A 24354-nucleotide genomic window follows, 5' to 3' on the forward strand; every position below is an offset into this window, starting at 1 on the left:
TCAAGCACATGCGCGGATTATGGGCGAACGTGCCCCGGTTGCCGTACAGATCTTCATAGGTCTGGTGGTCATAGTTCTGTTCCACGCGCATGACCACGCCGTTGCGCACGAAGGCGCGTACACGACATGCGTGCGTATCGTTGGGGGAACAGACCCAGGTAAAGGAGGAATCGTAGCGATACTGGTCGTGATAGACCCGCTCCCACGACCGGTCGGGATAATCACCCAGCGGGTTCCCCACTTCGATGACGGGCTGCAATGCCGTCAAGGCCAGGACTTTGTCCGCCACAGCCGCAGCAGCGACAGTGCCAGCAGAGACCTTTAAGAATTGTCGACGTGACAGAAACATTGTGGATACCTCCTCAACGTTATGAACTTGAACGAGCCAGATTCCCCTGTTCAGTCTTCATATTTGACCGATACATACAAATAACAATATCGCGACTTCTAACTTCATTCCGAGTCAGAAGCCCACAACTTGAACTCCCAACTCTGCTCGGAGTCTTGTTAAAAAATTGGGGAGCATATAACAAACTCTCCCATATAGGGTTCCCACTAAGCCATTCGCAATATTTAAGCCATCTTGCCAGTTTAGAGTTCTTCTTAGTCTGGTCATTCTAAGTTATGGAAAACCGATAAATTATTGAGTTCATTTATTGGACTTTGGACATATCCATTGACAATTAGATGAGTAGTATCAGTAGCAGCTTTCTATCATTCAAATTCAGCCTGGAGTATGTGTTAAGACTGATTATGATTTATTATCAATGCTTTGAACTCAAGTCATCCTGACAATCTCTAGCCGCTACCATTATGTAACAGATTGATTGAAGTAACTCCTGATCATAAGTTGCGTCCTGGCTTGACAGCATCCGTAGAGCTCAGTACACTCCGCAACTCAAACCTTGCGAGCGGGAATAGCTCAGTGGTAGAGCATCGCCTTGCCAAGGCGAGGGTCGAGGGTTCAAATCCCTTTTCCCGCTCCATCGAGGTCATCTCCTCCAACAGATTTCCCAGACACTCTCACGATGTGCACGAAGGAGGGCCGCTTCTCCACTGAGTTACGGTTTGTCGAGAGCCATCAGGTCGCGAAGATGGCCTTCGGCGAGGGAGAGTTCTTCTCTGGTGGGGGATATCCGGCCGAATCGGGCTCGGCAATAGAGCTTTGTAATGGCTGCGACCGCGGAATTCGCCTCGGCCCACTTCGCTTGAGCGATGCAAACAAATTCGAGGGGTCCTGTGGCGGTGGGTTTTAAAATGCCTTTCCCAGCAAGATGTGTGACCATCTTTCCATAGAGTTGCACAATCACCTGCTCGTCGCGAGTCGTCTTTTTGCCGGCCATGCCCTTGGCCCAGGGCCGCTTGATTCCTATCCATGCGAGAATGGCAATGCCGACCAGCGAGGAGACCATCACAGCCGCCAAGGACTGTATCGTTCCTTGATATGCGTACTGGGTGATCCCGGTGAGCATCGCCATGAACGGGCTGAAGATCGCACCCATAGAATCGATCGCTTTGTTTGTGGCCGACGTACCCCCCGCTTTCAACTCCCGTACAACGGCAGCCTGATCGGCCGCACTGTACTGTACAAAAAATCGGCTCCACTGGAGCCTGATCCTATCCATCATTCGTTCCCACGCACGCCATACTGAAGACTCGCGGCCGCCGGTGGTCGAAGGGGGAGTCGGATCCATCGTAATCCACCCGGAATGAGGCAGGTGCACCTCCACCCAAGCATGGGCGTCCTGCTGTCTGACCAGATAGTAGTTACCGTATTCGTTCCATTCGGTGGCGAGAAACCCCGTGACGAGGCGTGCCGGAATTCCGATCGTCCGCAGCATGATCACCATGGCCGTAGCGTAGTGTTCGCAATACCCGGTCTTGCGAGTGAAGAGAAATTCCTCAAGCGGTTGGTTTTGCTCCGCCAGAGGTGCATCAAGGCTGTAACGGAAGTTGTGCGTCAGGAACGATAGGATCGCATTGGCTTTTTCATAGGTTGTGCGTTGGACGGCGGTAACTTCCTGAGCCAGGACAGCGATCCGCTCGGATTGTGCAGGAACTTGCAAAAAGTGTCTGGTGAACGATTCAGCGTAGGAACCGGGTTCCGAACCTAGATCGGCAGGTACTACCGGATTGGATCGGGATAAGACCGAATATTCGATCCGCGATGAACTGGGAAACGGAAGATAGACCGAACCGGTTCGGTCGAATTGGACGCTCGGAAGCCTTCCGCTGACCCTCTCTGCAAAAGGAGCTGCAAAGAGAACGGGGGTGTCCAGCGACTCTAAGAGGATGTTCTGGCGAATAGTTTCACCAATACGGGATAACGCTGGAGATCGACCACCGCGCAGGACAAACGTCCCGGTCGTGTCGTCGCTCACGCTCCGGCGGTAGTTCAGCCGGTTCGTCCAAGTCTTGCCGTCGTATTGGTCGAATGCGACGCCTCGCAGGTAAAACCGCCCCGCTTCATGCGGAGCCCCATCGACCAATTCGACTCGCATCACGACGCTGGGATCTCGCTTGATAGGTCCGATCTCTCCCAAGTTCACCGTTTCGGAGAATCCCGACGTGCGAATGTTCTCCCCCATGCCTTTTTGGTAGAACCCCACACTGGCTCGGGGAATCGTAAAGAAGATCACCAACGTCAGCCCAAAGGCAGCAACCGCCAGTCCATTGGCGAGCCAGAAGAGTTGCGGTGTCACCCAGCCGACCGATGCCGAAGGTTCCGGTTTGTTGGGGGCCCATATTGTATGGGTTTTGCTTTCCTCAGAATGTTTCGTCAGCTGAAACAACAGCAGCGTCCATACCCCGGCCAAAAGGTAGAGCAAGAAAATCGGAAGGTACCAGAGATCGGTCGTGAGCGACCCCGAAGCCAGGATCGCGACGAGACTGATGGCATAGAGATGCAGGTAGTCGCGACGAAGCCTGAGCGTGAACAGCTTGATGATCATGAGGACCATGAGGAAGTGAACTCCAGCCGGAAGGAGTTCACCTGAGACCCATAACATGTCCGCCAAAAACCCAAGAAAGCCGGCGATAACAAGAAGATTCCATCCGGCGACTGAGAGAGGCGTAACGCTGGCGAGTCCTCCATGCTCCCCTCCGACAGTAAGCAGGAGAGCCATGATCAACGCGACTCCGGTCAGCGCAACCAGCCAGCCCGGCAAACTGGCTCCAAGCGTCAACCCAACGAAGGACGTGGCGGCCAGACAAATCGACGTGAACCGAAGAGCCTGATCACACGGCATACGACGTTCCCGCGATGATCGTTCCATCAATCAAGATGGTGGGGTGTTCGGGTTTGATATCACTTGGCCCCCGCCAGGACTGCACGACGATCATCGTTCCCCCTTCGATCTCCCATGTGTCGCCCAGCAGTTCCTCCGTCACGGCAGACTCCGTGGATGGCGAGCACCGCTCGCAGAAGGCAAGCATTCGAAGAAGATCCCAGCGGTGGAGGTTGCCTTGCACAAATGGCGAGCGAGACGACCCCACGCGCAATTGGAGCGTATAACCGCTATGCGCCAGATGCTCGATGATGGAAGCCGCGAGGCGGACGGCTTGTTCGAACAAGGCATCGTGGCTCACTGGAGCGAGGGTCGGCAAATAAATGACGGCTCGACGTTGGTCTTCGGCTTCGGTCTCTCGGACCATCAATTGAGACGTTCGTGCCGTCGTCGGCCAATGAATCTTTCGCGAGTCATCCCCGGCTTGATACTGGCGCAAGTTGTACATGTCATTGCCCTGCCCCCGTCGGTGAACGCTCTGTTCTGGTCCGGCCGTGAAGAACCCCCGCAATAGGCCCTCGTCAATCGGCTTGATCTCTGGGCAGACAATGATCGTTTCTTCGATCGGGTAAAACGTCTGTTTCCTAAAGAGCCCGAACGGAAATTCCGTTCTGACGCAAACACCGTCCAACCTCAACCGACCACGCCGCGGAGCGACGAGTGAATACGACACCAGCTGGCTCGCGCCGGAAACGAGGTGGCGAATCTCCGCACCTCGATCCAGCGTCCGGCCGTCGCTGACATCAAGCACCTCCAATGAAAAGCTCGGGAGCCGCATTTTCCGGTTCTTCACGACCAGCGTGACGGTAGCCGGTTCATTGACGATGAGATGATCGGGAAGATGACGATGGAATTCCAACTGTCGCAGGCAGTATTCCGCCATGATTCCCGAGATCAGCACGAGGCTCAACATCATCGCGAGCAACAGATAGAAGAGATTGTTGCCGGTATTGACCGCCGCGATGCCGATCGCCAGGGTAAAGATCAGGAATTGAATGCCTTCTGCGGTCACACTCGTCGACCGATGGCGAAACAATCGGCGAAAGAAGGAGGGAGATTGAGGCAGCATGCACCACCAGCTCCGCGCCGGAACCCAACTTGCGCGAACCGCTTAGACAGGGACTGGCATCGCGTCGACCAAGTCCCGGATGATTCGCTCAGCTTGCTCGAAGCTTCGTTGACGCAACTCTTGCGTGCGAGCCACCATGATGCGATGGGACAACACGATCGGGGCCAGTTCCTTGATATCGTCCGGTAGACAATAGGTCCGACCGCGGACGAGTGACAACGCTTTGGCGGCCCGACTCAAGGCCAATGCGCCTCTGGTGCTCACCCCCAACGACAACAGATCCGACTGCCTCGTGCTTTGAACAATGGCCAAAAGATAGTCTGTAATGCTTTCTTCCATGAGAACGTGATCGACCCGTTCTTGGAGTAGGAGGACATCCTGGGCCGTCAGTAGGGGCTGTAGTTCTTCGGCCGGATGGAGCGATGGCCGGCGTTCAAGGACCTTTTTTTCTTCTTCCTGCGAGGGATAGCCGATGCGAAGCCGCATCAAGAAACGATCCAGCTGTGATTCCGGAAGAGGAAACGTGCCATGGTATTCGGCGGGATTCTGCGTCGCAATGACCATGAAGGGCTGGTTCAGAGGATAGGTCTTATTGTCGAAAGAAATCTGCGCTTCACTCATCGCCTCCAACAGACTGCTTTGTGTTTTCGGCGTCGTGCGATTGATTTCATCCGCAAGCACGATATTGGCGAAAATCGGGCCCGGCATGAACTCAAAGGCCTGCTTCTGACGATTGAAGATCGAGACGCCCACGATATCGGAGGGAAGGAGATCGCTCGTGAACTGAATGCGCTTGAAGGAGCAATCGAGCGATCGCGCCAAGCTATGCGCAAGCGTCGTTTTGCCGACTCCCGGTACATCTTCGAGAAGGAGATGGCCGCGCGCCAAGAGGGCGACGATGCTCATCTCGATCACATGCGGTTTGCCCTTGATCACACGTGCAATATTCTCCTGAACGGCTCGAATGGTTTCCGTGGAATTCATGATGAGCTACGGTGCGGGATAGCGCTGAAGAATGACTTGGTGATCGGACACCGACGAAGTCTAACAAAGGACCTAAAAACGGTCAATTTTTCAGATGTTTTGCGCCACCAGGCCTCGATGTCCGGACATAGAGCTTGAGACTCAAGCCGGAACCAGCGTCACGAACCAGGGAGGAACCTCTTCGGTCATGGACACGAACTTTCGTGCGGTGCTGCTCGCGGGCATGCCGGGGAAAGTAGCGCCCCTTCTGACTCGAACATGCCGAAAATGCCCGGGAACGTCATCCCTCGACGAGTCTGATCGGAGATAAGGGCCTCGAAGAGGCGCCACTTCGTCCAGGTCAATTGATTCGCCGACCGGCAGGCGGGCGAGGATATGATACACCTCGCCGAAGATTTCGGGCAGACTGGCAGCAGTAAACGGTTTGTCTTGGGGCCGATAGCGGGGTTCATCGAGTAACTGTGCGAGGATTTCCCAAAACACTTGAGCGTCCACTGATCCCAGCACACACAAGCATCCGCGGCGGGCGAGCAAGTTTAGGAGAGCAAGAGGACCGACGATTTCGAACTTCCACGGTGGGAAGAGAAGAGCGCGGCCGGCATGGTGGACTTCGAGCGCCTGCTCTTTTCCAAAGCGTATCAGGCGAAATATTCCTTTCGTACGTTCCAGATCACCACGAATGAACGCCTCAGAGAGCCTGGTGGGCTCGTAGGCAAAGGTCGGTGTGGCCGGCGCCCAACAGGTCGCGATGGTATATCGTCGGACCAATAATTGCTGTTCATCAAGGCTCCCAAGAGCAAACATGTCTTGATTGCCGAAGAAGGAGAACGATACTCCATCCATCCGCTGTAACTTTTGCAGTCTCTCTCGATTCACATGAAGCGGACCGCTCAGTTCCGAGCGGGGATCAAGCCGGTCCAGGCAATGGAGGATTAATGGGCGGTGCCGTGGCTTGAACTCGAAACCGTACAGGTCGGCTAACTCCTCGGCAAACGAGAGATCGCCCGCCCCGATCTCCAGCACCGACGCCACGTCGGCCTGGCGAAGCAGGTCGAAGGGATTATCCAGCTTGCGCACGGCCTTTTCGACCTCCTCGCTTGACAAGAGCGTCACGGGCCACGCGGGGATGGCTGCCGGCACCAACTCAAAGTAGACGGCCAGCGCACGGAGCGCTTTGGCCGGAGGAAGACCGGTGACGGACTTTAGGCTCTGTCCGTCGAGATCCCGGACGCGCCGCGGTGCATGCCGTCCGAACAGGCGCAACAAGGTCTCTTTCACCAAAGCCTGAAGATCTTGGCTTTGAACGGCCTCATACAATCGGGCTACGGTAGAGGGGAAGGTAGCCTCATCCAGCAATTTTCGAGATGCCTCCCATTGTGCGGAATCCTGACGCGCGCGAACGCTTACGTCTCGGCGGAATTCGGCAAGTGGGTCGAGATTCATGGAAATCGGCGATCGGCTGCCTGTATGAAGAGGGTGTCAACGGGACATCACGAGGAAGCATAGTAACCTTCAAACTTCAGCGTCAAGTCCGCTTGTTCGCGTTCATTCGGTATGGTAGGAGTGAGTTGATGAGAAGGCGATTTCTGGCGGGAAAACCAATACTATGAGCCGACTGTTGATTATGACGGCGGGTTTGTTTGTCGGTCTGCTCGCCCTTCCAATGGCGGGTACGGCTGAACTCGATGGCCGCCTTCCCCCTGCCGCCGATGAGGGATGGCAACCCTGGCAGATTCTTGATACCCAAACCGGCCGCGTGGTTCCGTTTTCAGAATTCATGACGAATCTGGAACGGCATGACATTGTGTATCTAGGGGAGGAACATCACAATCCGTACCATATCCAAGCGGCATTGAAAGTGCTGGATCAATTGGTGGCCGATGGTATTGAACCCACCATCGGAATGGAAATGTTCGGCTGGGACGGTCAACCGGCACTCGATGACTACGTTGCGACACCTCAGCCGGCCACCAAGGAGTTTTTAGAACAAGTGCGATGGAAGCAAAATTGGGGCGGTGCGTTTGAAGACTATGCGCCATTGGTCACGTTCGCTCGCGATAAGCACTTGTCCGTCCGCGCAATGAACCCACCCAAACCATTGATTCGTCGTGTCGTGAAAGTGGGGCTCACTCAGGCCAGACATGAACCGGAATGGGAGCCGTGGGGAATTCTCCAGGAGGATATCATCGACGACCCACCGTATCGCGAAAGGATTGTCGATCAGTTGAGACGGTGCCATGGAGGCAGCGACGAGCACTTCCGAACGATGTATGAGGCTTCGATGGTCCGAGACGAAGGCATGGCCAGAACACTTGTCACGAGGCAGGAGGAATCCCGCCGCGAGAACGGCGGTCCCCGTCGGATGATTGTGAGTTATACGGGAGGCGGCCATGTTCAATATAACCTTCCCGTCCCGAAACGGGTCGCCCGACGCCTGGATGGTGACATTAAACAGACTACGGTTTACATGATCTCGTTTGAACCTGATAAATCGGCCGACGTTCGAGCCCTCATACAGAAACCCATTGCGGACTATGTTTGGTTGACACCCATGGGCAAGTCCAGCTCGGCCAAACCCTGCCGGTAACTTATTCCCTACAGGCGCAGAGTCCCGCCAAGGCAGGGGTGCACAATACCAAAGGCGGCTTGACACCATTCGACTCGCTCGTCACACTGTGGCCGTCATGGAATGATGATCGCACAAGAGCCCGGCGTGTGTAGATGCGAAACACCATCACTTGTAGTGCCCAACGGCTCAGACTATTGACTCCTCAAATGATCCAGGCAGTCACGGATCCGTCTGCCTTTCAAATCGCCCACCAGTACTTGACTGCCAATCGCGTCCGTATCGCAGAGGCTGATGAGGCACAGATCCTGTCGGCCGTCGTCGGCAATTCCGGTCTGTATGAGCAGGATATCCGACTGAAAGACGGCAAACTCGTCTCGAAATGTTCCTGCACGTTTCCTGAAGAGCCCATGTGTCGCCATTGCATCGCAGTCTTATTGGAATACCAGCGCTGGGCCCAGCCCGAGCAAACGCGCACCCCCCGTCCTGCGAAAGAACCCATCATGGCACCTCCGATCCCCACATCGGAGAATGGGAACAGGGCTACCCTGACGTCGCTCACGTCCGATCTCAAGCTGAGCGAGATCATGGTTTTTTTGGAATGGTTACAACCGGCTGCGAAAGCGCTTGAAAAGCAAGAGCCGCTTCCCGAGCCTCCCCCACTCGATCCGGGAGCGGTCCTGACGTGGATTCACACCATTAGGAACCTTGAGGATCGACGTCGGGAAAGTGAAGAGGTCATGACGAGCCTTGAATCTCAATTGAAGGACCGAGACACGGACGTTGGGCATCTCACGCAACAACTTCAGTTTTCTCAGCGAGAGAGCACTACCGCAAAAACTACCGCGCAGGAACTGCAACGGGAAGTGGCTTCTTACAAGGAGATGCTGGCCAGAGTCAGCGAGCTGACCGCCGAAGTCGTGCGGCATGCCGGGCAAATGCGCGCCGTCACGGGCGACATGCTCCAGAAAAGTTCCAAGCTCGATAAGCTTGTGAGCTCTTTTAAGGATGTCGCCGAGGCACTCCAATCAGCTGTCACGTTGCCTCCCCACCCATAACCGCCTCCCTTCCATGATCTGATTCCTCTTGCGCCTCTTCGTCCTGATCCAGTAGAATACGCCCCACTCTTTCGTTTCCGTACTTTTAAGAAGGGGGCAGAAATGAAACGGCTACTTTCACGAACGGGTCTGTTAACAGGGACCTTGCTGGTTCAAGCGTGGCCGGCGTTGGCGAACGCTCCGGAAGGGGGAGGGCCTCCGGATTACAGCGGAATTACCGCCCTGTACTATGTGCTGATCGCGATAGTCCTCGCCTACGGTGTCTACGACACATTTTTTAAGAAGTCGTAACAAATAACGCTTCGTTGACCCGTCTTACATCAATTTGTCTTCCAGTCAGCGGGTTCTGATCGAGACGGTTCGCCTTCAGCTCTGCTTGTGGGTCGCAGCGGGCTTGTGCGCCCGTTCATTTAGTACCGGCATGAGCACTTTGAGCACTTGCTTCACGATGATCTCGTAACCTTCCCTGGTCGGATGAATCCCGTCAGCCTGATTCAACGAGGATGATCCTCCCACCCCTTCGAGGAAAAAGGGAATTAAGGGAAGCCGGTATTCTTCGGCCAGCATCCGGTACATGGCTTCGAAGCTCGCGGTGTAGTCTTCTCCGTAATTCGGCGGCAGCTTCATCCCGGCCAAGACCACCGTCGTACCGGATTCTTGCAACTGTTGAATGATCTGACGAAGATTACTTCTTGTTTGGTCGACAGGAAGTCCTCGAAGTCCATCGTTCGCGCCCAATTCGAGAATCACCAGCTCTGGTTTGTTGTTGAGGATCCACGGTACGCGTCGAAGTCCACCCGCCGTCGTATCACCGCTCACACCGGCGTTGATCACCCGATAGTTGTAACCGAGACCATCAAGTCGATGCTGAAGTTGAGCCGGATAGCTTTCATCGGACTGCACCCCCAGTCCGGCGGTAAGACTATCGCCAAACGCCACGATGCGGGGTCTAGGGTCCGATGCTGAAGAAGGGTCGACTCCCGAGGTAAACGGCCACAGAAGCATCAAGAAGGCCGGCAGCAGCATGTCACGTAGTCGTTGCATCGACGATATGTTTATGCTGTGAAGTAATACTCGCTCACTCGTTCTATACAGTATAATATTCCTGATCCTCTCATCGTGGAAGGCCGACGAAGTTTTTAATGATCACTGTAAAGAATGTGTCGATGGTCTTGGCGGCGGCGAATCGTTCCGTTACGATCCTGGACCATCTCACCTTTGAAATCCCGGCCAAACAAACAGTGGCCATCGTGGGACCATCTGGAAGTGGGAAGTCGACCTTGCTTGGTTTGATGGCCGGTCTCGATCGCCCCACGACTGGGGCGATTCAGCTGGATGGAACAGACATCACGACTATGGGTGAGAGCCAGATGGCCCGCTTCCGACGCGAAAAGGTGGGCTATATCTTCCAATCGTTTCACCTTATCCCGACCCTTACGGCGCTCGAGAACGTCGCCGTTCCCCTGGAACTGAGCGGAGTGAGCCGAGCCGGTGATCGGGCGGCGGAACTGCTTGCGGCGGTCGGGCTGTCAGACCGTATGGGGCACTATCCGGTTCAGCTATCCGGCGGAGAACAACAACGTGTCGCGGTGGCTCGGGCTTTTTCTTGTCGACCACCCATCTTACTGGCGGATGAGCCGACGGGGAACCTCGATAGTTCTACCGGTTCCCACATCATCGAGTTGCTGCTCTCACTCCACCGTGATTACGGCACCACCCTCGTGCTGGTGACACATGACGCGGCATTGGCCTCCTCGATGCAGCGTGTCCTGTCCCTCCACGACGGACGCCTGGAGTCCGACAGCCTGCCCGGATATTCGGAGTTCCCCGTCGACTCGGCCGCCTCTTCATGTACGGAGCGGACGCTCTCCACCGATGGGCTTTCCTCGGATTCCTTCCCCGCCTTTTGATCATGACTTCTTTCGTCTTTAACATGGCATGGCGAGAGACCCGCGCGGCGTGGCGACACTTTCTCTATTTTTTGGTCTGTATCGCGATTGGAGTGGGGGCATTGACGGGAGTCTCTCTGTTCGGAACGCAGGTTGAACGGGCCGTGGCCAAAGAAGCACGCGGCCTGCTTGGAGGGGATCTTGAAGTCCGACTCTCCCGGCCGATCAGTTCGCAAGGTCAGGAAGTATTGGACTCGTTGCTCGATCGTGGAGTCGCGCTCACCCACGTCAGCGAACTCGTCGCCATGGCCGCGAGAGTCGAGTCAACCGGCAACGGGCAACCGACGCAGATCATCGAGCTCAAGGCCGTCGAACCTCAGTATCCCCTGTACGGCACGCTCCGGTTGGAACCACACGACGACGTAGCGGAGCTTCTTCGCCGACAAACTCGCCGATGTCCGGACTGTTTTGGAGTGGTCGTGCAGGAATCTCTCCTGATCCGGATGGGACTCACAGTAGGAGATCGACTGAAGATCGGACAAGGTCTGTTCATCATCACCGGGGTGGTCAAAACGGAACCGGATCGGATGGCAAACGCTTTCAGCCTCGGCCCTCGTGTCCTGATGTCACGCGAAGGACTTCACACGGCAGGGCTGATCAAGATCGGCAGCAGGATTCGGGAGCGATATCTCCTGAAAATCCCAAGTACGATGATTCCAGAACCTCTGCTCTACGAGTTGAGGGGACGGCTTGCGCCCGACGCTGCCCGCGTGTCGAGCTACCGAGACGCGCAACCACAATTGAAGCAGTCTTTGGAACAGTTGACCCGATACGTAGGCTTGATTGGATTGACGGCGTTGTTTGTGGGAGGCCTGGGCGTCGCCACGTCGGTGCATGCCTTTGTGCGAGAGAAGTTGACTACGATCGCCATCTTGAAGACAGTCGGAGCCGAATCTGCCACGATCATTCGGACCTATGGGTTACAGGCGATGATCCTCGGGCTGGTCGGAAGCGTAGTCGGCCTGATGCTCGGTGTGCTGCTCAACCAAGGACTTCCCTGGATGATTGCGGCCCTGATGGCATCGGATCTCCTTGACCAATTGGGATTTGCGAAGAGCGGGACGAACATTTCTCTGGCTCCTCTAGCGAAGGGGTTGGCATTGGGCATGCTATCCACCTTGCTCTTTACGTTGTGGCCGCTGTTGACGATTCGCGATATCAAGCCGGCTCGGATCTTCAGGCGTGAGATCGCTCCACTGATCCCGACGACAAAGCATCGAAGGAAGCGATGGTGGTCGGCTTGGCGAGAAATTGACAGGGTCAAGATCCTGGTGTCGATCGGGATCGGCTCTGGGTTGGCACTCTTGTCGGTATGGCAAGCTGGGTCTTGGAAAGTCGGTCTCCTTTTCGTCCTGGCCTTTGCGACGGCGGTCCTGCTGTTGGGTGCGTCGGCACGGGGAGTGCTCATGGTGCTGAAGAAATCCCCTCGGCCTGGACCCCTTGTCCTGCGCCAAGCCTTGGGCAACGTCGTACGACCGGGAAGTCAGGCCGTGAGCATCACGATTGCGATCGGCATCGCCGTCATGGTTGTCACGACCGTGTCGCTCGTCGAGCGCTCGCTCCTCGCACAAGTGGGGGACAACCGGCCGACCGATGCCCCGACGTTTTTCTTCATCGATATCCAACCGGATCAGGCTGAGGGGATGGCGGCTCTTCTGCGCCAGCGGTCCAGTGATCCCAACCCTCGCTTGACGCCGCTGGTACGATCCCGGCTCTCCGCCGTGAAGGGCGAGCCGGTGAAGGTTGAAGCGACGTCTGACGAGGAAGAGCAGAAAGAGAAAGCGGCCCAGAAGGAGGATCGGCGGAGAAAGTGGTACCTGACACGCGAGTACGTTTTGACGTTCCTCGAGGACCTTCCCAAAGACAATAAGGTCGTTCAGGGCGAGTGGTGGAAAGCGGGACAAGTTTTCACCAAACCCCTGATCTCGATCGAGGAAGATGCGGCGAAGCAACTAGGCGTCTCGGTCGGAGACACTGTTGAGCTCGACATACAAGGTGTCCCCATCACTGGAGAGATCAGCAGCATTCGACAGGTGGAGTGGGGAAACTTCTCGACGAATTTTTACATGATCTTTTCACCGGGCTCCCTCGATGGCGCTCCCCATACCTATGTGGCCACTCTTCATGTCGCTCCGTCTGAAGAAGTCGCGTTACAGCAAGCGGTCGTCGCATCTTTTCCTAATGTGACGGCCATCAACATGGGGGAGGTCCTTGACAGTTTTGCTCGGGTGCTTGATCGGCTGTCGCTCGCCATTCGGGCCGTGGCTTTGTTCTGTATCCTGTCCGGAGGCCTGGTCATGGCCGCTGCTTTGGCGGCGACGCGCTATCGACGGTTGTACGAATCCGTCATTTTGAAAGCCCTGGGAGCGACTCGCGGCGTGATCGTGCGTTCGTTTGCGGCCGAATACGCATTCTTGGGAGCATTGGGCGGGCTTCTTGGGTGCGCATTGGCCAGTGCTCTGTCCTGGGCCGTGTTGTCGACAGTGTTCGACCTCTCCTGGAGTCTCCAACCAGCCGTCCTGGCCATGGGCTTTGCAGTGACAATCACTCTCACCATGCTGGTTGGATTTCTCAGCACCTATCGGATACTCGGCCAGCCGCCGTTGGCGGTGCTGCGCCACGAGTAGCGGCCACGATAAACTGTAGACGTCCTCTCTGCGGGGCAGTCCTATGAGATTGAACGCCCATATAGCGGTGAGTGTCCGCTTCAGTCTTAGAGGCTGGGTCGAGAGAATTGGGAAGCGAGGAGGAAACAGATAGGTTGCGATTTTGGATAATGTGGGTAAACGGCCATCGGTGGAGGCAAAGGTCTTCCCAACTAGGCTGTGGGCAGGAGCTCCGGTAACCACACATCGATGATCTGACGGATCCGCCGTTCATCAATTCGGCGAAGTCGCGTGAAGCGGAGGCCGATCATGCCGTCGGCTGACGATCGTACGACGGCCTCTTCAATCGTAATCGGGAAAGAATCGGGGGAATGCTGGAATTCCAGTTCGAGTCGCGAACCGATGGCGACCGGAGTTGATGAACGAATCCGGCATCCCCGTATCGAGAGGTTCTCTATCACCCCTTCATGGCCCATCTCCTCCGGATGGGCGGACCTGCGTAGTCTAAACCAGACCGAAAAAGACACTTCGACACGTTCGAAACTGCGACGAGGATTAGGCGTACGGCGGCCGAGAAATGTTCTAAAGCGATCGGCACACAGCTGGCACCGAAACGGATAAATCGTCAGACCGCTTAAGAGAACATCAGAGATTGATTTTCGGGCCGCGGGACGAATTTTGCTCGCCCCGCATGCCGGACAACGGAGAATGGACATTGGACTTCCCAATCCAAACTTGAACGGCATTGTAGCCTGCCGCGAAACAGCCGACAAGCTGGGGAAATGACTAGGCCTGACCATCAAATAACTCTGGTCCTGAACAGGCTTCTCTCCTAGCTTCATGTCAATATCGAACACGGCGGATTATCGTGGCTCCTATGGCATTCGGAGAAATGCGTTCCATCCTTTTGCGGCCATTGATTCAGAATGAACGACAACGGATGCTCAGGAGGAAATTAAATCTGTGTAAAAGCCCGGCCGCAATGTCGGGAAGAAATTAATCACAGATTTTCCTGTAGTCTTTCATTTGCAATGGAAGCCATTCGCGTCGGGTATTGAGGTGTGAGTGTGGTGGGTTCGCGTCTTGCCTTGATGAATTAGTCTGTTGGCGAATGTCTGAGTGTCGGCATATAGATTGTCGGGTCTGGCACGAGTACGGCCTCATTGGAGTTGTGAGAAGAGCATCCGTCAGCCACCCTCAGAGCCCTCCCCTCGAGCAGAGTCATGCGTGCTAACTCTCTAGACTTTCAGTCCGCAGTGAGTTCGCAAGTGTCGTTTGTATCGTGCGCCCTTCTCGCTCTCGAATTGCCACTGCGACACGAAGTTGTTCCAAATACTGATCCAGCGTCTTCCCGCCTAAATCAATCTTACGGGCGGCGAAGAATGCTCGTACGTCGTGCTCAAGGTCCGGGGTTGCCAGTCCCACGATGCCTCCGCACATCCGCCTGAGGCCTTGCTTCGGAAACAACCGATCCATCTGATCCCAGTTGGCTTTTACAAATTCCCACGAGAGTTCACGCCCATACACGCTCATCATCGTGGCCGCCACGATAAAAGGAGCATCTTGGGTGCGGATCTCCCCGTTGATCGTCCGAGCCAGCGTACGTCCCAGCAATGTTGAAAGCTGAAATGCGGCTAGCGAGAACAAATAGCGCCGCTCTTCCTGTGGGGTGCGAGCCGTGCGGAAGCGCTCAGAGAATTCATTGTAACGGGCTTCATCTCCGATATGGGCGAGAATAGCCACCAGAGCAGGGACGACATTCGCATCGGCGGTCGTCGGATCTGCTCGGTATCGCTGATACCGTTCCGCCGCTTGCTGTTGTGTGAGCGGGTCGTTGCCGAGTTTACCTAACGCCCCGATCAAGTCCCCTCGCAATTGTCTGACCAGATCTGATTCCCCCGGCGTCGGATCCCACCCAAGCTCCTCCACGGCCGGTCTCACCCGGTCACGAACAAGCGCTTCAAGCGCCGCCCGATCACTCGGTGTGACGATCCTGTTCAAGAAAGACAAGGAGTCGAGTACGACGGTCCAGACGTTCCTGTCTCGCTCGTCCCTGAACCGCGCGGTGAGTTGAAGATACTCGGAAAGGGGCGTCAGCCCCGCCATGGTGGTGGCCCATGCGTCGCTGATGAGGTTGAACCGTTCGATCGCGGCGAGGCGATCGAGGCCCTGATCGAGCAGTTGCCGAAGGAGCCCGCCACGATGACGGACCCGATAAAATCCATGGCCTCCCTCATTGACCAATATGGAGGTGACCCCCACCGGCAGTTCGATTGTCGTCTCATGCTCCGTGAGCAACAGTCGTCGATGTTCTGTGCGTTCGCCGATGGTCAGACGAATCTGAACCGGAACCTGCCACAGTTGCTCCGGCGCCGGCTCTTGCTTGAGATAGGTGAAGCGCTGCTGTGAGAGCCGCAACTCCCCGCCGCGCATGTCCGCTGTGAGCAACGGAAAGCCGGGCTGAAAGATCCAGCCGTTCATCAACTCCGGAACCGGTTGATGGGCGACCGAGCCAAGCGCGGTCCAAAGATCCTTCGTATCGGCATTCCCATAGGCGTGGGTACGAAGGTATTGCCGGACCCCGTTCCGGAACATGATCGGACCGATGTACTGTTCCAACATTCGAAGGACCGACGCGCCTTTCTCATAGGTCAGGATATCGAACATCGCGTCTGCGTCTTTGGGTGCCTGGACCGGGAATTCGATCGGCCTGGTGCTCATGAGCCCATCAAAGGCGAATGCGGCTGCCCGAGCGACACAGAATGTTTCCCATCGTTTCCATTCCGGTTTCCAGGCATCGACGGCCAGCATCTCCATGAACGTGGCGAATGCTTCATTGAGCCATAACCCATTCCACCAGGACATGGTGACCAAGTCGCCGAACCACATGTGGGCGTTCTCATGGGCCACCACGTCGGCCACCCGCTCGAGCTCCGCATGGGTTCCCGAACGTTGATCCACGAGCAACGCGGTCTCCCGAAACGTGATGGCGCCGAGATTCTCCATCGCCCCGGACGCAAAGTCCGGAATGGCCAGAAGATCCAGCTTGTCTCCCGGATACGGCACCCCGTAGTAGTCCTCGAAAAACTTCAAGGACGCCACGGCGATATCCTGCCCGAAGGGTGTGAGCGCCTGTTTTCCCGGGATCGTCCAAAGTCGAAGCGGCGTCTTACCGACGTAGATTGGCTTCGTCGCTTCCATTCGCCCTACAATGAAGGCCACCAGATAGGTCGACATGATGATGCTGTCGGCGAAGCGGACGACCTTCTTGTTGTTCTCCATCGATTCAGCAACGACCGTGGTATTCGACACGGCGGTGAGACGGGGATCAATGACCAAGGTCGCCGCGAAGACGGCTTTAAAATCCGGTTCATCCCAACAGGGGAATGCCCGGCGAGCATCCGTGGCTTCGAATTGCGTGGCAGCCAGGGTATGCGTGGCCCCGGACGCATCCTTGTACGTACTCCGATAGAACCCGCGGAGCTGATCGTTCAGTGTTCCTTCAAATGAAACGGCGAGTTTCCATTCGCCCGGATCAATGGTCTCTTGAAATGACAGCCTGGCCCGTTGAGTCTGTTGCTCCACTTCGATCGATGCCTTGCGGGACTGTCGGTTCGGCCTTTCCACCACAGCTGACTGAATCGTAAGATCGACGGCGTTCAGGAGAATGGTCCTTGTCGCGTGCTTGACTGAGATGAGAACGGTCGCTTGGCCCGCGAAACGTCCGGTGGCGAGATCCGGTTCGAGCCGTAAGTCATATCGGGTCGGAATCACATGCCGGGGGAGCCGATAGGGATCGTTACTCCCGGAAACGTCGTCGATACTCATGTCTTCACCTTGGGGTCTCGTCGTGGTCAGAGCGTCCGCCGATTCGGATGGAAAAAGTGTATACGCGATCGGGACGGTCAGAAGAAAGCGGACTCGTCGGCCGAAGTCCAACAGAATTTCTCGTCTACTGAACGAGGGTTCATTTCTTCGGAACATTGACGGTGTGAACGCCTTGCGGTGTACCGACGATCAGGACGTTCGTTCGCCCGACAAAGAGACCGGTCTCAACCACACCCGGAATGAGGTTCAACGCTGTTTCCAATTCACCGGGTCGTTCGATGCGGTCGATATGGGCATCAACGATCAGGTTTCCCGCCTCGGTTCTAAACGGAACGCCGTTGCGTTCACGCAACACGACCCGGCTCTTGGTGAGCGATTCGATTTCCCGTGCCGTGCTCCCCCAGCCAAAGGGGATCACCTCGATGGGCAACGGAAAAGATCCTCCCAGCACCGCCACTTGTTTGGTGTGATCGACCATGACAATGAATTGCTTCGCCGACGCCGCCACGATCTTTTCTTTCAAGAGCGCTCCGCCTCCGCCTTTGATCAGGTTGAAGTCTCGATCGACCTGATCGGCTCCGTCGATCGCGACATCGATCTCCCAACGATTCTCCGTGTCGATCAAGGGAATGCCGGCCTGTCGGGCGAGCGCGGCCGTTTCCGCCGACGTGGGCACACCGCGTAATTTCATCCCACGGCGGACCTTTTCTCCAAGCGCGAGGACCATATGTTTGGCCGTCGAACCTGTCCCCAGACCGACGACCATCCCATCGTGGACGAATTCAACGGCTCGTAACGCAGCCTCTTGCTTGAGACGATCAAGATTGTGCGAGGTCATGATGCGGGAGCAAGGGACAAGGCTCCGGCGACGGATGCGGCGCCGATCAGGGCCGTTTGTTGGTTCATGATGACTTTCACCGGCATCTGGCTCATCAATCGTTTGTAACGACCCTTATTGCTAAAGGCTTTCATGAACGTCCCATCCTGCAGTTTGGTGATGAGCTTTGGCGCGATCCCTCCGCCGATATAGACTCCATCGAGGGAAAGCGCCTTCAAGGCGAGATTCCCCGCTTCCGCCCCGTAAATCGACGCAAAGATTTCCAGTGCCTGTGTGGCGATTTCGGCTTGACCTTGCAACCCGGCCTGAGCGACTTCCGCGGCAGGATTGCCGGCTTTGATCTTTTCGGCAAGCCATGTCGGTTCGTTCTTCTTGGTGTCCCTCAAGAATTCATAGATCGCGTGGAGCCCCGGCCCGGAAAGAATTCGTTCATAACTCACATGGAGGTATTGCCCTCTGAGGTAACGGAGCAATTCGATCTCCTGCTCATTGTTCGGCGCAAAATCCGAATGCCCGCCCTCCGAAGGCATGGGTCGATACGACTTGCCGTCCCAAAACAGGATACCTTCGCCCAATCCGGTGCCTGCGGCTATCAAAGCCAAGGCTTGGCGTTTTTTGGGTGGATTGCCTCCGTTCAACACTTCCAGCTCGTCGGAGCGCAGCCACAGCAGCCCATAGGCGGTCGCTTCCAAGTCGTTGAGGAGCTGAACCCGTGGAATCCCGAATTGGTCGGCGATGGCTCGACCATCGACAATCCAGGGAAGATTCGTCGTTTGACAACGATTATCGATCACCGGTCCGGCGATTCCAAAAGAGGCCGCCGCCAGTTTCGGCGGTTCGGCCGACCGTTTAAGAGGCTTCTCTTCGCGTTCTCTCTGCCCTGCTTCCAAGGAGCCGGCGGCGGGTGGTTTCGGTGGTGTGAGAAACTCGACGAGGATCTCTTCCAGCGATTTGTAATCCGCACTATGAAAACTTTCCAAGCGTAGTGGTTCAACTCGCTCGGTGGTCCAGTCATAAAGGGCCAGGTTGGTTTTCGTTCCTCCGATATCCCCCGCGAGAATCATCGAGTCCCTCTGTGCAGCGGTGTTGGACCAAGCTGTTGTGCGGCGGCTTGATCGAGCATCCACACGAGCCGACCTGACTTCGGCGATATCCTGGCCGCCGGCAAGGAACGCTCGGCTTCAGATTCCGGTTCAAGAACCATTCGGACTATTCGAGCTTTCCCGGGTCCTGTCACGAGGAACAGTACCATAGCCGCATGATTCAACACACCTAGGGTCAACGTCAGACGAAATGTGATACCGGTGGGGGCGTGGCCCACGGTGACGAGCCTCTGGTCTTCCTGCAAGGCTGCTGTTCCGGGAAAGAGCGAGGCGGTATGCCCATCGTCTCCGAGACCGAGCAGGACGAGGTCAATAATAGGCATTTGAGGTGAAAGACTTCTGGTAAGTCCGCGAATCGCCTCCTCGTATTCTTGGGCGGCGGTCGCCGGGTCCTCGGACTCGCCTTTCATCCGGAAAACATGCTCTCGGGGAATGTTCAGCGGTTGAAACAACGTGGTATAGGCCATCTTGTAGTTACTTTCCGGATAGTCAGGAGGGGTGCAGCGCTCGTCACCGAATAGGAAAAAGACACGTGACCAATCGAACCGCGCCTTCCATTCTGGAGTCGCCAAGACTTGATAGAGCGTCTTCGGCGTGGATCCTCCCGACAGGGCGATGATGAAACGGCCGTTGGTACGCAGGGCGCGTTCACCGACGGAAAGGATGAGGGCCGCGGCGTCCCGAGCCCATTCGTGAAGGTTACTCGCAATGCGGATTTCCGGGATGACGGACATATTATCGGCGAGTAGTCCGCCGGCGCTTCTTTGAGACTGTGCGTCGCCTGAAAGATCTTGTCCCCGTCAATGCCGCGGTGATGGCGTTCACCCTGGCGGCTGGATCGCGGCCCAATTCAACGCGAACGGCAGGGCGATGATGCGCGCCGAGTGATTCGATATCGCCGGTGGCCTGTGCTTTTGCCAACGTTCCGAACGAGAACGGCTTTCCAGGAATCGGCAGGTCCGGGGCCATACGATCGACCAATTCCAAGAAGACACCGGTGTTGGGACCACCCTTGTGAAGTTGTCCGGTTGAATGGAGATAGCGCGGCCCGTAGCCAAATGTCGTCGCAACGCGGTGTTTCGACATGAGGGCTCGGCGGAGCCGACCAACGGCGGCTTCGAGCGGACGCGATGGAGTCGTGTACCCAAGAATCGACACGTACGTGCCAGGCTGAAGCAGACCGGAAAGATTACGAGCGGCGTCTTGGGGTTGGCTGCTCGACTGTTCCGGTAGCCGCCCGGTGGATTGAAACGTCTCGAGGACCCGATTCGTGTTGTCTTTGCTCTCCTGCACATTTGGTTGGTCGAACGGGTGAATACCAAGTAGATGTCCGGCAATGGCCGTCGCAAATTCCCATCGAAAGAACTCCGCACCGACATCGTAGCGGTCACGGAGGTCGAACCGGAGAACCGGTTGTTTGGCCTTGATGAGCGCATGAACCGCTTCGTCGAGTTTCTGGTTTTTGTCCCCTTTCAGTTTGAGATACACGAAAAATCGGTCGGTTCCATAGGCGCCTGGCTTCAAAACTGGTTCTTGCGCGATGGGGATGAGGCCCGTTCCCTCTTTGCCTGTACTTTCAGCAAGGAGTTGCTCGACCCAGAGCCCAAACGTCGAGAGTGATGGCGATGCAATGACGGTCACTTTATCCCGTCCAGTTTGAGCAAGGCTGCCCATCGCCGCACCGAGATAGGCACCTGGATTCGCCTCGATGTTGTTGTGACGGCATTGCGCCGCCATATCGGATGCGCGGTCCAAAAGCTTGGCGATGTCGAGGCCCAGAAATGCCGCGGGGACGAGACCGAACAGAGAAAGCACGCTATATCGTCCACCAATATCGACCGGGTTGGTGAAGATCTCGTTAAATCCATGGTCGCGCGCCATCTTTTCTAAACCGGTGCCAGGATCAGTGATCGCGACAAACTGCTTTCCTCCATAATTCCCCTTGGCCTTCGTCACAAGCTTCCAAAAGTGTGCGAAGAGCGACATGACTTCGATGGTGCCCCCGGACTTGCTGGCCACGAGAAAGAGTGTCCGGGATGGAGAAATCGCCTTCGTGACCTGCCGGACCCAGCCAGGAATGGTGGAGTCCAGGACCCACAGACGCGGGAAACCCTTCTGAGACCCAAACAAGGTCCGGAACACCTCCGGCCCAAGACTGCTCCCTCCCATGCCCAGGAGCACGACGTCTTTGACCTTCAACTCCTTGGCGGCGGCAACACAGCGTTGCAGTCGGCCGAGCTGTTCACGCATCTGGTCCTGTACCGTCAACCATCCCAGACGATCCGCGATCTCCTTGGGATCCGGCTTCCAGAGTCGGTGATCCTTCGCCCACAGCCGATCCACGACTCGAGCCTGATTCAGAGCATCGAGAGCCGGATTGACTGTGGGATGGAACGATGATGGAAGCTTGTCACCCACTCGCATAGGTATCGACCTCCCGCCTCAATGAACCGCTGGTAGTGGAGATGCTGAGTGATTCTTCGTATATTATGGAGTCGGTCTAGAAAAGGCAACGCTTCTTGGTGTCCTTGCAGAAAGTAGAATGGGGCGGTTTGTGAAGGGTTGCGAGACCCGTTGAACGAGAGTAAGCCCCACCATCAAGTGCAATCTGAAACGTGGCGGTGATCGAGGTTAGGGTCGTCACGACATGGCGCACGAGAATGCCGGAATTGTTGGTGGCCAGCGACCCGACTGTGCACCAATTCGTCATGAGTCTCCAGAGCCCTCACCGCCAGCCGCGGCACACTCGGCGTCCTCCCGGCTCTGAACCGGAGACTCGTGGTGGCCTGCGCGTTCAACCAGGTTGACATTGTCAGAGGTAGGTGAATGCGGTGATGCCGTTGATGGAGTCTTGAATCTGCATGACGCGATTCAGATTGTCGTAGGTAAAGGTGGTGCTCTTGCCGCGTGGATCGATCAGAGCCGTAAGGCGATCGGTCGCATCACCAAATCGCGCGGACTTATCGATTCTCGTTCAGTTACGGACATCATTGAAAATCCAGCCTTGTATCTTGCGTCTGACCGAGCCATGCTGCAGCAGACATGCACCCTGAGCGTGATAGACCGTCTTAGCCGAGGTCGTCGAGACCGCGGGACAGCGTGGGTCGTCACGCTCTTCACCGGACAAGCCCGCACAGTTGCGAGGGCCCCCAAGCCCGTATCATGCAAGGCAGGGCTACCACGGAGGATCCGATGACTCAGCCCCTTCTCTTTGTCGGGATCGATGTGTCGAAGGCACAGTTGGATGTGGCGCAGCGCCCAGGGGGACGGTTTACCGTCCCGAACACCGAGGCGGGCGTCACGCAGTTGCTCGCCCGTCTGGCTGCAGAGCCGCCGACCTTGATCGTGCTGGAGGCCACCGGTGGAGTCGAACTCCCGTTGACCGGGGCCCTGGCTACTGCCGGCCTGCCAGTCGTGGTCGTCAATCCACGCCAAATCCGAGACTTTGCGAAAGCCACTGGGCAGTTGGCGAAAACGGATGCGCTCGATGCCCAGGTGTTGGCCCACTTTGCGGACGTGGTGCGCCCAGAGCCCCGCCGGCTGCCCGATGCACAGACGCAGGAGTTGGCCGCCTTGGTCACGCGACGTCGCCAACTCATCGAGATGCTCACGGCCGAGAAGAACCGTTTGGCCAGTGCCCGCACGGTCGTTCGCAAGCAGTTGCGGGCCCACATCACCTGGCTGGAGCGAGCGTTGGATCAGGCCGACACCGACTTGGCCGAAGCTATTCGGCAGAGTCCCCTCTGGCGTGAGAAAGAGGAGCTGTTGCGGAGTGTGCCGGGCATCGGCCCGGTGTTGACCACCACGCTGTTGGCGAATTTGCCAGAGTTGGGGACCTTGACGCACAAACAGATTGCCGCCCTCGTCGGCGTGGCCCCGCTCAATCGCGATAGTGGCACGCTGCGAGGGAAGCGGGCGGTCTGGGGCGGACGCGCGCAGGTGCGGGCCGCGCTCTACATGGCCGCGATCGTGGCCGCGCGCTTCAATCCCGTCATTCGCGGGTTCTATCAGCGCTTGTGTGCGGCCGGCAAAGCCAAAAAGGTGGCCTTGGTGGCGTGCATGCGCAAGCTGCTGACGATCGTCAATGCGATGCTCAAACATCGAACGCCCTGGCGTGAGGGGATGGACCCGGCTGGCACCGGGGTATATGGGGTATAGGAGAACCGGGACGGTCATGAGATCGCCGTTCCTCGACCAAATGTGTGCGATATTTTTTCGCAGATGCATCCAAAATGTTCAATTCAGCCCTTGACTCGAAAGACAGTTGCTGTCCCTATTTTCGGCTATGATCTGACCACGCTCCGGACCTGCGTGAACCGTCAACAACCGTTTGGCACAGCGGACTGGCAAGCGAGGATCGCTGCCCTGCTCGGCCCACGAAAATCACTGAATAAGTAGCCTGGACTTCCCAGGGTTTTGCGGACACATCTCTAAGCATTTTTCGACACTTCTTCAAATGCCTCTGGACTGACTCCGCTGAGATGGCTGTGTCGCCGGATGCGATTATAGAAGGTCTCGATGTACTCGGCGATATCGGCTATAGCCATCGCTCGCGTTATGTAGATGCGCTTCTTGATCCGCTCCTTCTTTAAGCTGCTGAAAAAGGATTCAGCCACCGCGTTGTCCCAGCAGTTACCCCGTCGACTCATGCTGGGTTCGAGGTGATGTGCCCGGCAGAAGCGCCGCCACGCATCGCTGCCAAATTGAGAGCCTTGATCGGAGTGAATCGGGACATGCTGAGGCTTGCGTCGGCGCACAGCCATGAGGAGTGCGTCCAGCACGAGATCTTGAGCCAGCGTGGGCTTGGTGGACCAGCCGACAATGCGGCGAGAGTACAGGTCCATCACAACAGCCAAATAGAGCCAGCCTTCCCATGTGCGCACGTATGTAATGTCGGTAACCCAGGCGGTGTTGGGCCGGGGGACGGTAAACCCTCGTTGCAGCGTATTAGGCGTCAGGAGTGACGTGGGGCTTCTGGTGTACCGAGGCGCTCGGTAACCGTATCGGGCTTTCAGGTTGTCGGCGCGCTTTGCTCTGGCGATGCAGACGCTGCAGGTNNCCCTTGA

Annotated in this window: 16 protein-coding genes, 1 tRNA gene and 3 pseudogenes; 7 read left to right on the forward strand and 13 right to left on the reverse strand. The window is 56.6% G+C overall.

Features of this window, described 5'->3' with window-relative positions; translation table 11 throughout:
* Positions 1-349: pseudogene (locus A4E19_21180) on the reverse strand (hypothetical protein).
* 562 nt (positions 350-911) lie between these two features.
* Between A4E19_21180 and A4E19_21185 the strand changes: the two are divergent.
* Positions 912-986: transfer RNA gene (locus A4E19_21185), tRNA-Gly, on the forward strand.
* Positions 987-1061: 75 nt separating this feature from the next.
* Here A4E19_21185 and A4E19_21190 read toward each other — a convergent pair.
* From A4E19_21190 to A4E19_21205, 4 genes are all read right to left on the reverse strand, one after another.
* Positions 1062-3248, reverse strand: coding sequence for a hypothetical protein (locus tag A4E19_21190; protein OQW36747.1), 2187 nt, complete (start codon positions 3246-3248; stop codon positions 1062-1064).
* Positions 3238-4356, reverse strand: a complete 1119-nt coding sequence (locus A4E19_21195) for a hypothetical protein (GenBank protein OQW36748.1) — start codon at positions 4354-4356, stop codon at positions 3238-3240. Before A4E19_21195 ends, A4E19_21190 begins: the two co-directional genes overlap by 11 nt.
* A gap of 42 nt (positions 4357-4398) precedes the next feature.
* Positions 4399-5340, reverse strand: a complete 942-nt coding sequence (locus A4E19_21200; GenBank protein OQW36749.1) for an ATPase — start codon at positions 5338-5340, stop codon at positions 4399-4401.
* Between the two features lie 141 nt (positions 5341-5481).
* Positions 5482-6783 carry a hypothetical protein gene (locus tag A4E19_21205; protein OQW36750.1) on the reverse strand — a complete coding sequence of 434 codons (1302 nt, stop codon included), beginning with the start codon at positions 6781-6783 and terminating at the stop codon, positions 5482-5484.
* A 163-nt stretch (positions 6784-6946) separates the two neighbouring features.
* Here A4E19_21205 and A4E19_21210 point away from each other — a divergent pair, with 163 nt between their 5' ends.
* From A4E19_21210 to A4E19_21220, 3 genes are all read left to right on the forward strand, one after another.
* Positions 6947-7927, forward strand: coding sequence for a hypothetical protein (locus A4E19_21210; GenBank protein ID OQW36751.1), 981 nt, complete (start codon positions 6947-6949; stop codon positions 7925-7927).
* 188 nt (positions 7928-8115) lie between these two features.
* Entirely contained in the window at positions 8116-8964 is an 849-nt protein-coding gene (locus A4E19_21215) for a hypothetical protein (protein ID OQW36752.1), read from the forward strand.
* A 102-nt stretch (positions 8965-9066) separates the two neighbouring features.
* Positions 9067-9255: a hypothetical protein gene (locus tag A4E19_21220; protein OQW36753.1), complete on the forward strand. Its 189-nt coding sequence runs from the start codon at positions 9067-9069 to the stop codon at positions 9253-9255.
* A 75-nt stretch (positions 9256-9330) separates the two neighbouring features.
* Here the strand turns inward: A4E19_21220 and A4E19_21225 are convergent, their stop codons facing one another.
* Positions 9331-9969: an arylesterase gene (locus tag A4E19_21225; protein OQW36792.1), complete on the reverse strand. Its 639-nt coding sequence runs from the start codon at positions 9967-9969 to the stop codon at positions 9331-9333.
* Positions 9970-10106: 137 nt separating this feature from the next.
* On the opposite strand from A4E19_21225, the pseudogene A4E19_21230 reads away from it, so the two are divergent.
* Positions 10107-10772, forward strand: a pseudogene (locus A4E19_21230) (ABC transporter).
* A gap of 104 nt (positions 10773-10876) precedes the next feature.
* On the forward strand, positions 10877-13540 hold the full coding sequence (locus A4E19_21235; GenBank protein OQW36754.1) for a hypothetical protein: 2664 nt from the start codon (positions 10877-10879) through the stop codon (positions 13538-13540).
* A gap of 191 nt (positions 13541-13731) precedes the next feature.
* On the opposite strand, the gene A4E19_21240 is transcribed toward A4E19_21235, so the two are convergent.
* The 6 genes from A4E19_21240 to A4E19_21265 form a co-directional block, all read right to left on the reverse strand.
* Positions 13732-13995, reverse strand: a complete 264-nt coding sequence (locus A4E19_21240) for a hypothetical protein (protein OQW36755.1) — start codon at positions 13993-13995, stop codon at positions 13732-13734.
* 754 nt (positions 13996-14749) lie between these two features.
* Positions 14750-17458, reverse strand: a complete 2709-nt coding sequence (locus A4E19_21245) for a hypothetical protein (GenBank protein OQW36756.1) — start codon at positions 17456-17458, stop codon at positions 14750-14752.
* Positions 17459-17486: 28 nt separating this feature from the next.
* Complete coding sequence (locus A4E19_21250; protein OQW36757.1) at positions 17487-18185, reverse strand: ribose 5-phosphate isomerase A; 699 nt, start codon at positions 18183-18185, stop codon at positions 17487-17489.
* Positions 18182-19249 (reverse strand): hypothetical protein, encoded by a 1068-nt coding sequence (locus tag A4E19_21255; GenBank protein ID OQW36758.1) that lies wholly within the window; start codon positions 19247-19249, stop codon positions 18182-18184. Before A4E19_21255 ends, A4E19_21250 begins: the two co-directional genes overlap by 4 nt.
* On the reverse strand, positions 19246-20022 hold the full coding sequence (locus A4E19_21260; protein OQW36759.1) for a hypothetical protein: 777 nt from the start codon (positions 20020-20022) through the stop codon (positions 19246-19248). Before A4E19_21260 ends, A4E19_21255 begins: the two co-directional genes overlap by 4 nt.
* 1 nt (position 20023) lies before the next feature.
* Positions 20024-21712: a glucose-6-phosphate isomerase gene (locus A4E19_21265; protein ID OQW36760.1), complete on the reverse strand. Its 1689-nt coding sequence runs from the start codon at positions 21710-21712 to the stop codon at positions 20024-20026.
* A 768-nt stretch (positions 21713-22480) separates the two neighbouring features.
* On the opposite strand from A4E19_21265, the gene A4E19_21270 reads away from it, so the two are divergent.
* On the forward strand, positions 22481-23446 hold the full coding sequence (locus A4E19_21270) for a transposase (GenBank protein OQW36761.1): 966 nt from the start codon (positions 22481-22483) through the stop codon (positions 23444-23446).
* Between the two features lie 272 nt (positions 23447-23718).
* On the opposite strand, the pseudogene A4E19_21275 reads toward A4E19_21270, so the two are convergent.
* Positions 23719-24330: pseudogene (locus A4E19_21275) on the reverse strand (transposase).
* Between the last annotated feature and the right edge of the window lie 24 nt (positions 24331-24354).

The sequence above is a fragment of the Nitrospira sp. SG-bin1 genome (assembly GCA_002083365.1).
Classification (GTDB): domain Bacteria; phylum Nitrospirota; class Nitrospiria; order Nitrospirales; family Nitrospiraceae; genus Nitrospira_D.

Bases quoted from the DNA above. Each gene is read 5' to 3' on its own strand.
- A4E19_21260 (OQW36759.1), bottom strand. From the start codon at position 20,022: ATGTCCGTCATCCCGGAAATCCGCATTGCGAGTAACCTTCACGAATGG.
- A4E19_21225 (OQW36792.1), bottom strand. From the start codon at position 9,969: ATGCTTCTGTGGCCGTTTACCTCGGGAGTCGACCCTTCTTCAGCATCG.
- A4E19_21255 (OQW36758.1), bottom strand. From the start codon at position 19,249: ATGATTCTCGCGGGGGATATCGGAGGAACGAAAACCAACCTGGCCCTT.
- A4E19_21240 (OQW36755.1), bottom strand. From the start codon at position 13,995: ATGGGCCATGAAGGGGTGATAGAGAACCTCTCGATACGGGGATGCCGG.
- A4E19_21250 (OQW36757.1), bottom strand. From the start codon at position 18,185: ATGACCTCGCACAATCTTGATCGTCTCAAGCAAGAGGCTGCGTTACGA.
- A4E19_21270 (OQW36761.1), top strand. From the start codon at position 22,481: ATGACTCAGCCCCTTCTCTTTGTCGGGATCGATGTGTCGAAGGCACAG.
- A4E19_21210 (OQW36751.1), top strand. From the start codon at position 6,947: ATGAGCCGACTGTTGATTATGACGGCGGGTTTGTTTGTCGGTCTGCTC.
- A4E19_21265 (OQW36760.1), bottom strand. From the start codon at position 21,712: ATGCGAGTGGGTGACAAGCTTCCATCATCGTTCCATCCCACAGTCAAT.
- A4E19_21220 (OQW36753.1), top strand. From the start codon at position 9,067: ATGAAACGGCTACTTTCACGAACGGGTCTGTTAACAGGGACCTTGCTG.
- A4E19_21190 (OQW36747.1), bottom strand. From the start codon at position 3,248: ATGCCGTGTGATCAGGCTCTTCGGTTCACGTCGATTTGTCTGGCCGCC.
- A4E19_21215 (OQW36752.1), top strand. From the start codon at position 8,116: ATGATCCAGGCAGTCACGGATCCGTCTGCCTTTCAAATCGCCCACCAG.
- A4E19_21205 (OQW36750.1), bottom strand. From the start codon at position 6,783: ATGAATCTCGACCCACTTGCCGAATTCCGCCGAGACGTAAGCGTTCGC.
- A4E19_21235 (OQW36754.1), top strand. From the start codon at position 10,877: ATGACTTCTTTCGTCTTTAACATGGCATGGCGAGAGACCCGCGCGGCG.
- A4E19_21200 (OQW36749.1), bottom strand. From the start codon at position 5,340: ATGAATTCCACGGAAACCATTCGAGCCGTTCAGGAGAATATTGCACGT.
- A4E19_21195 (OQW36748.1), bottom strand. From the start codon at position 4,356: ATGCTGCCTCAATCTCCCTCCTTCTTTCGCCGATTGTTTCGCCATCGG.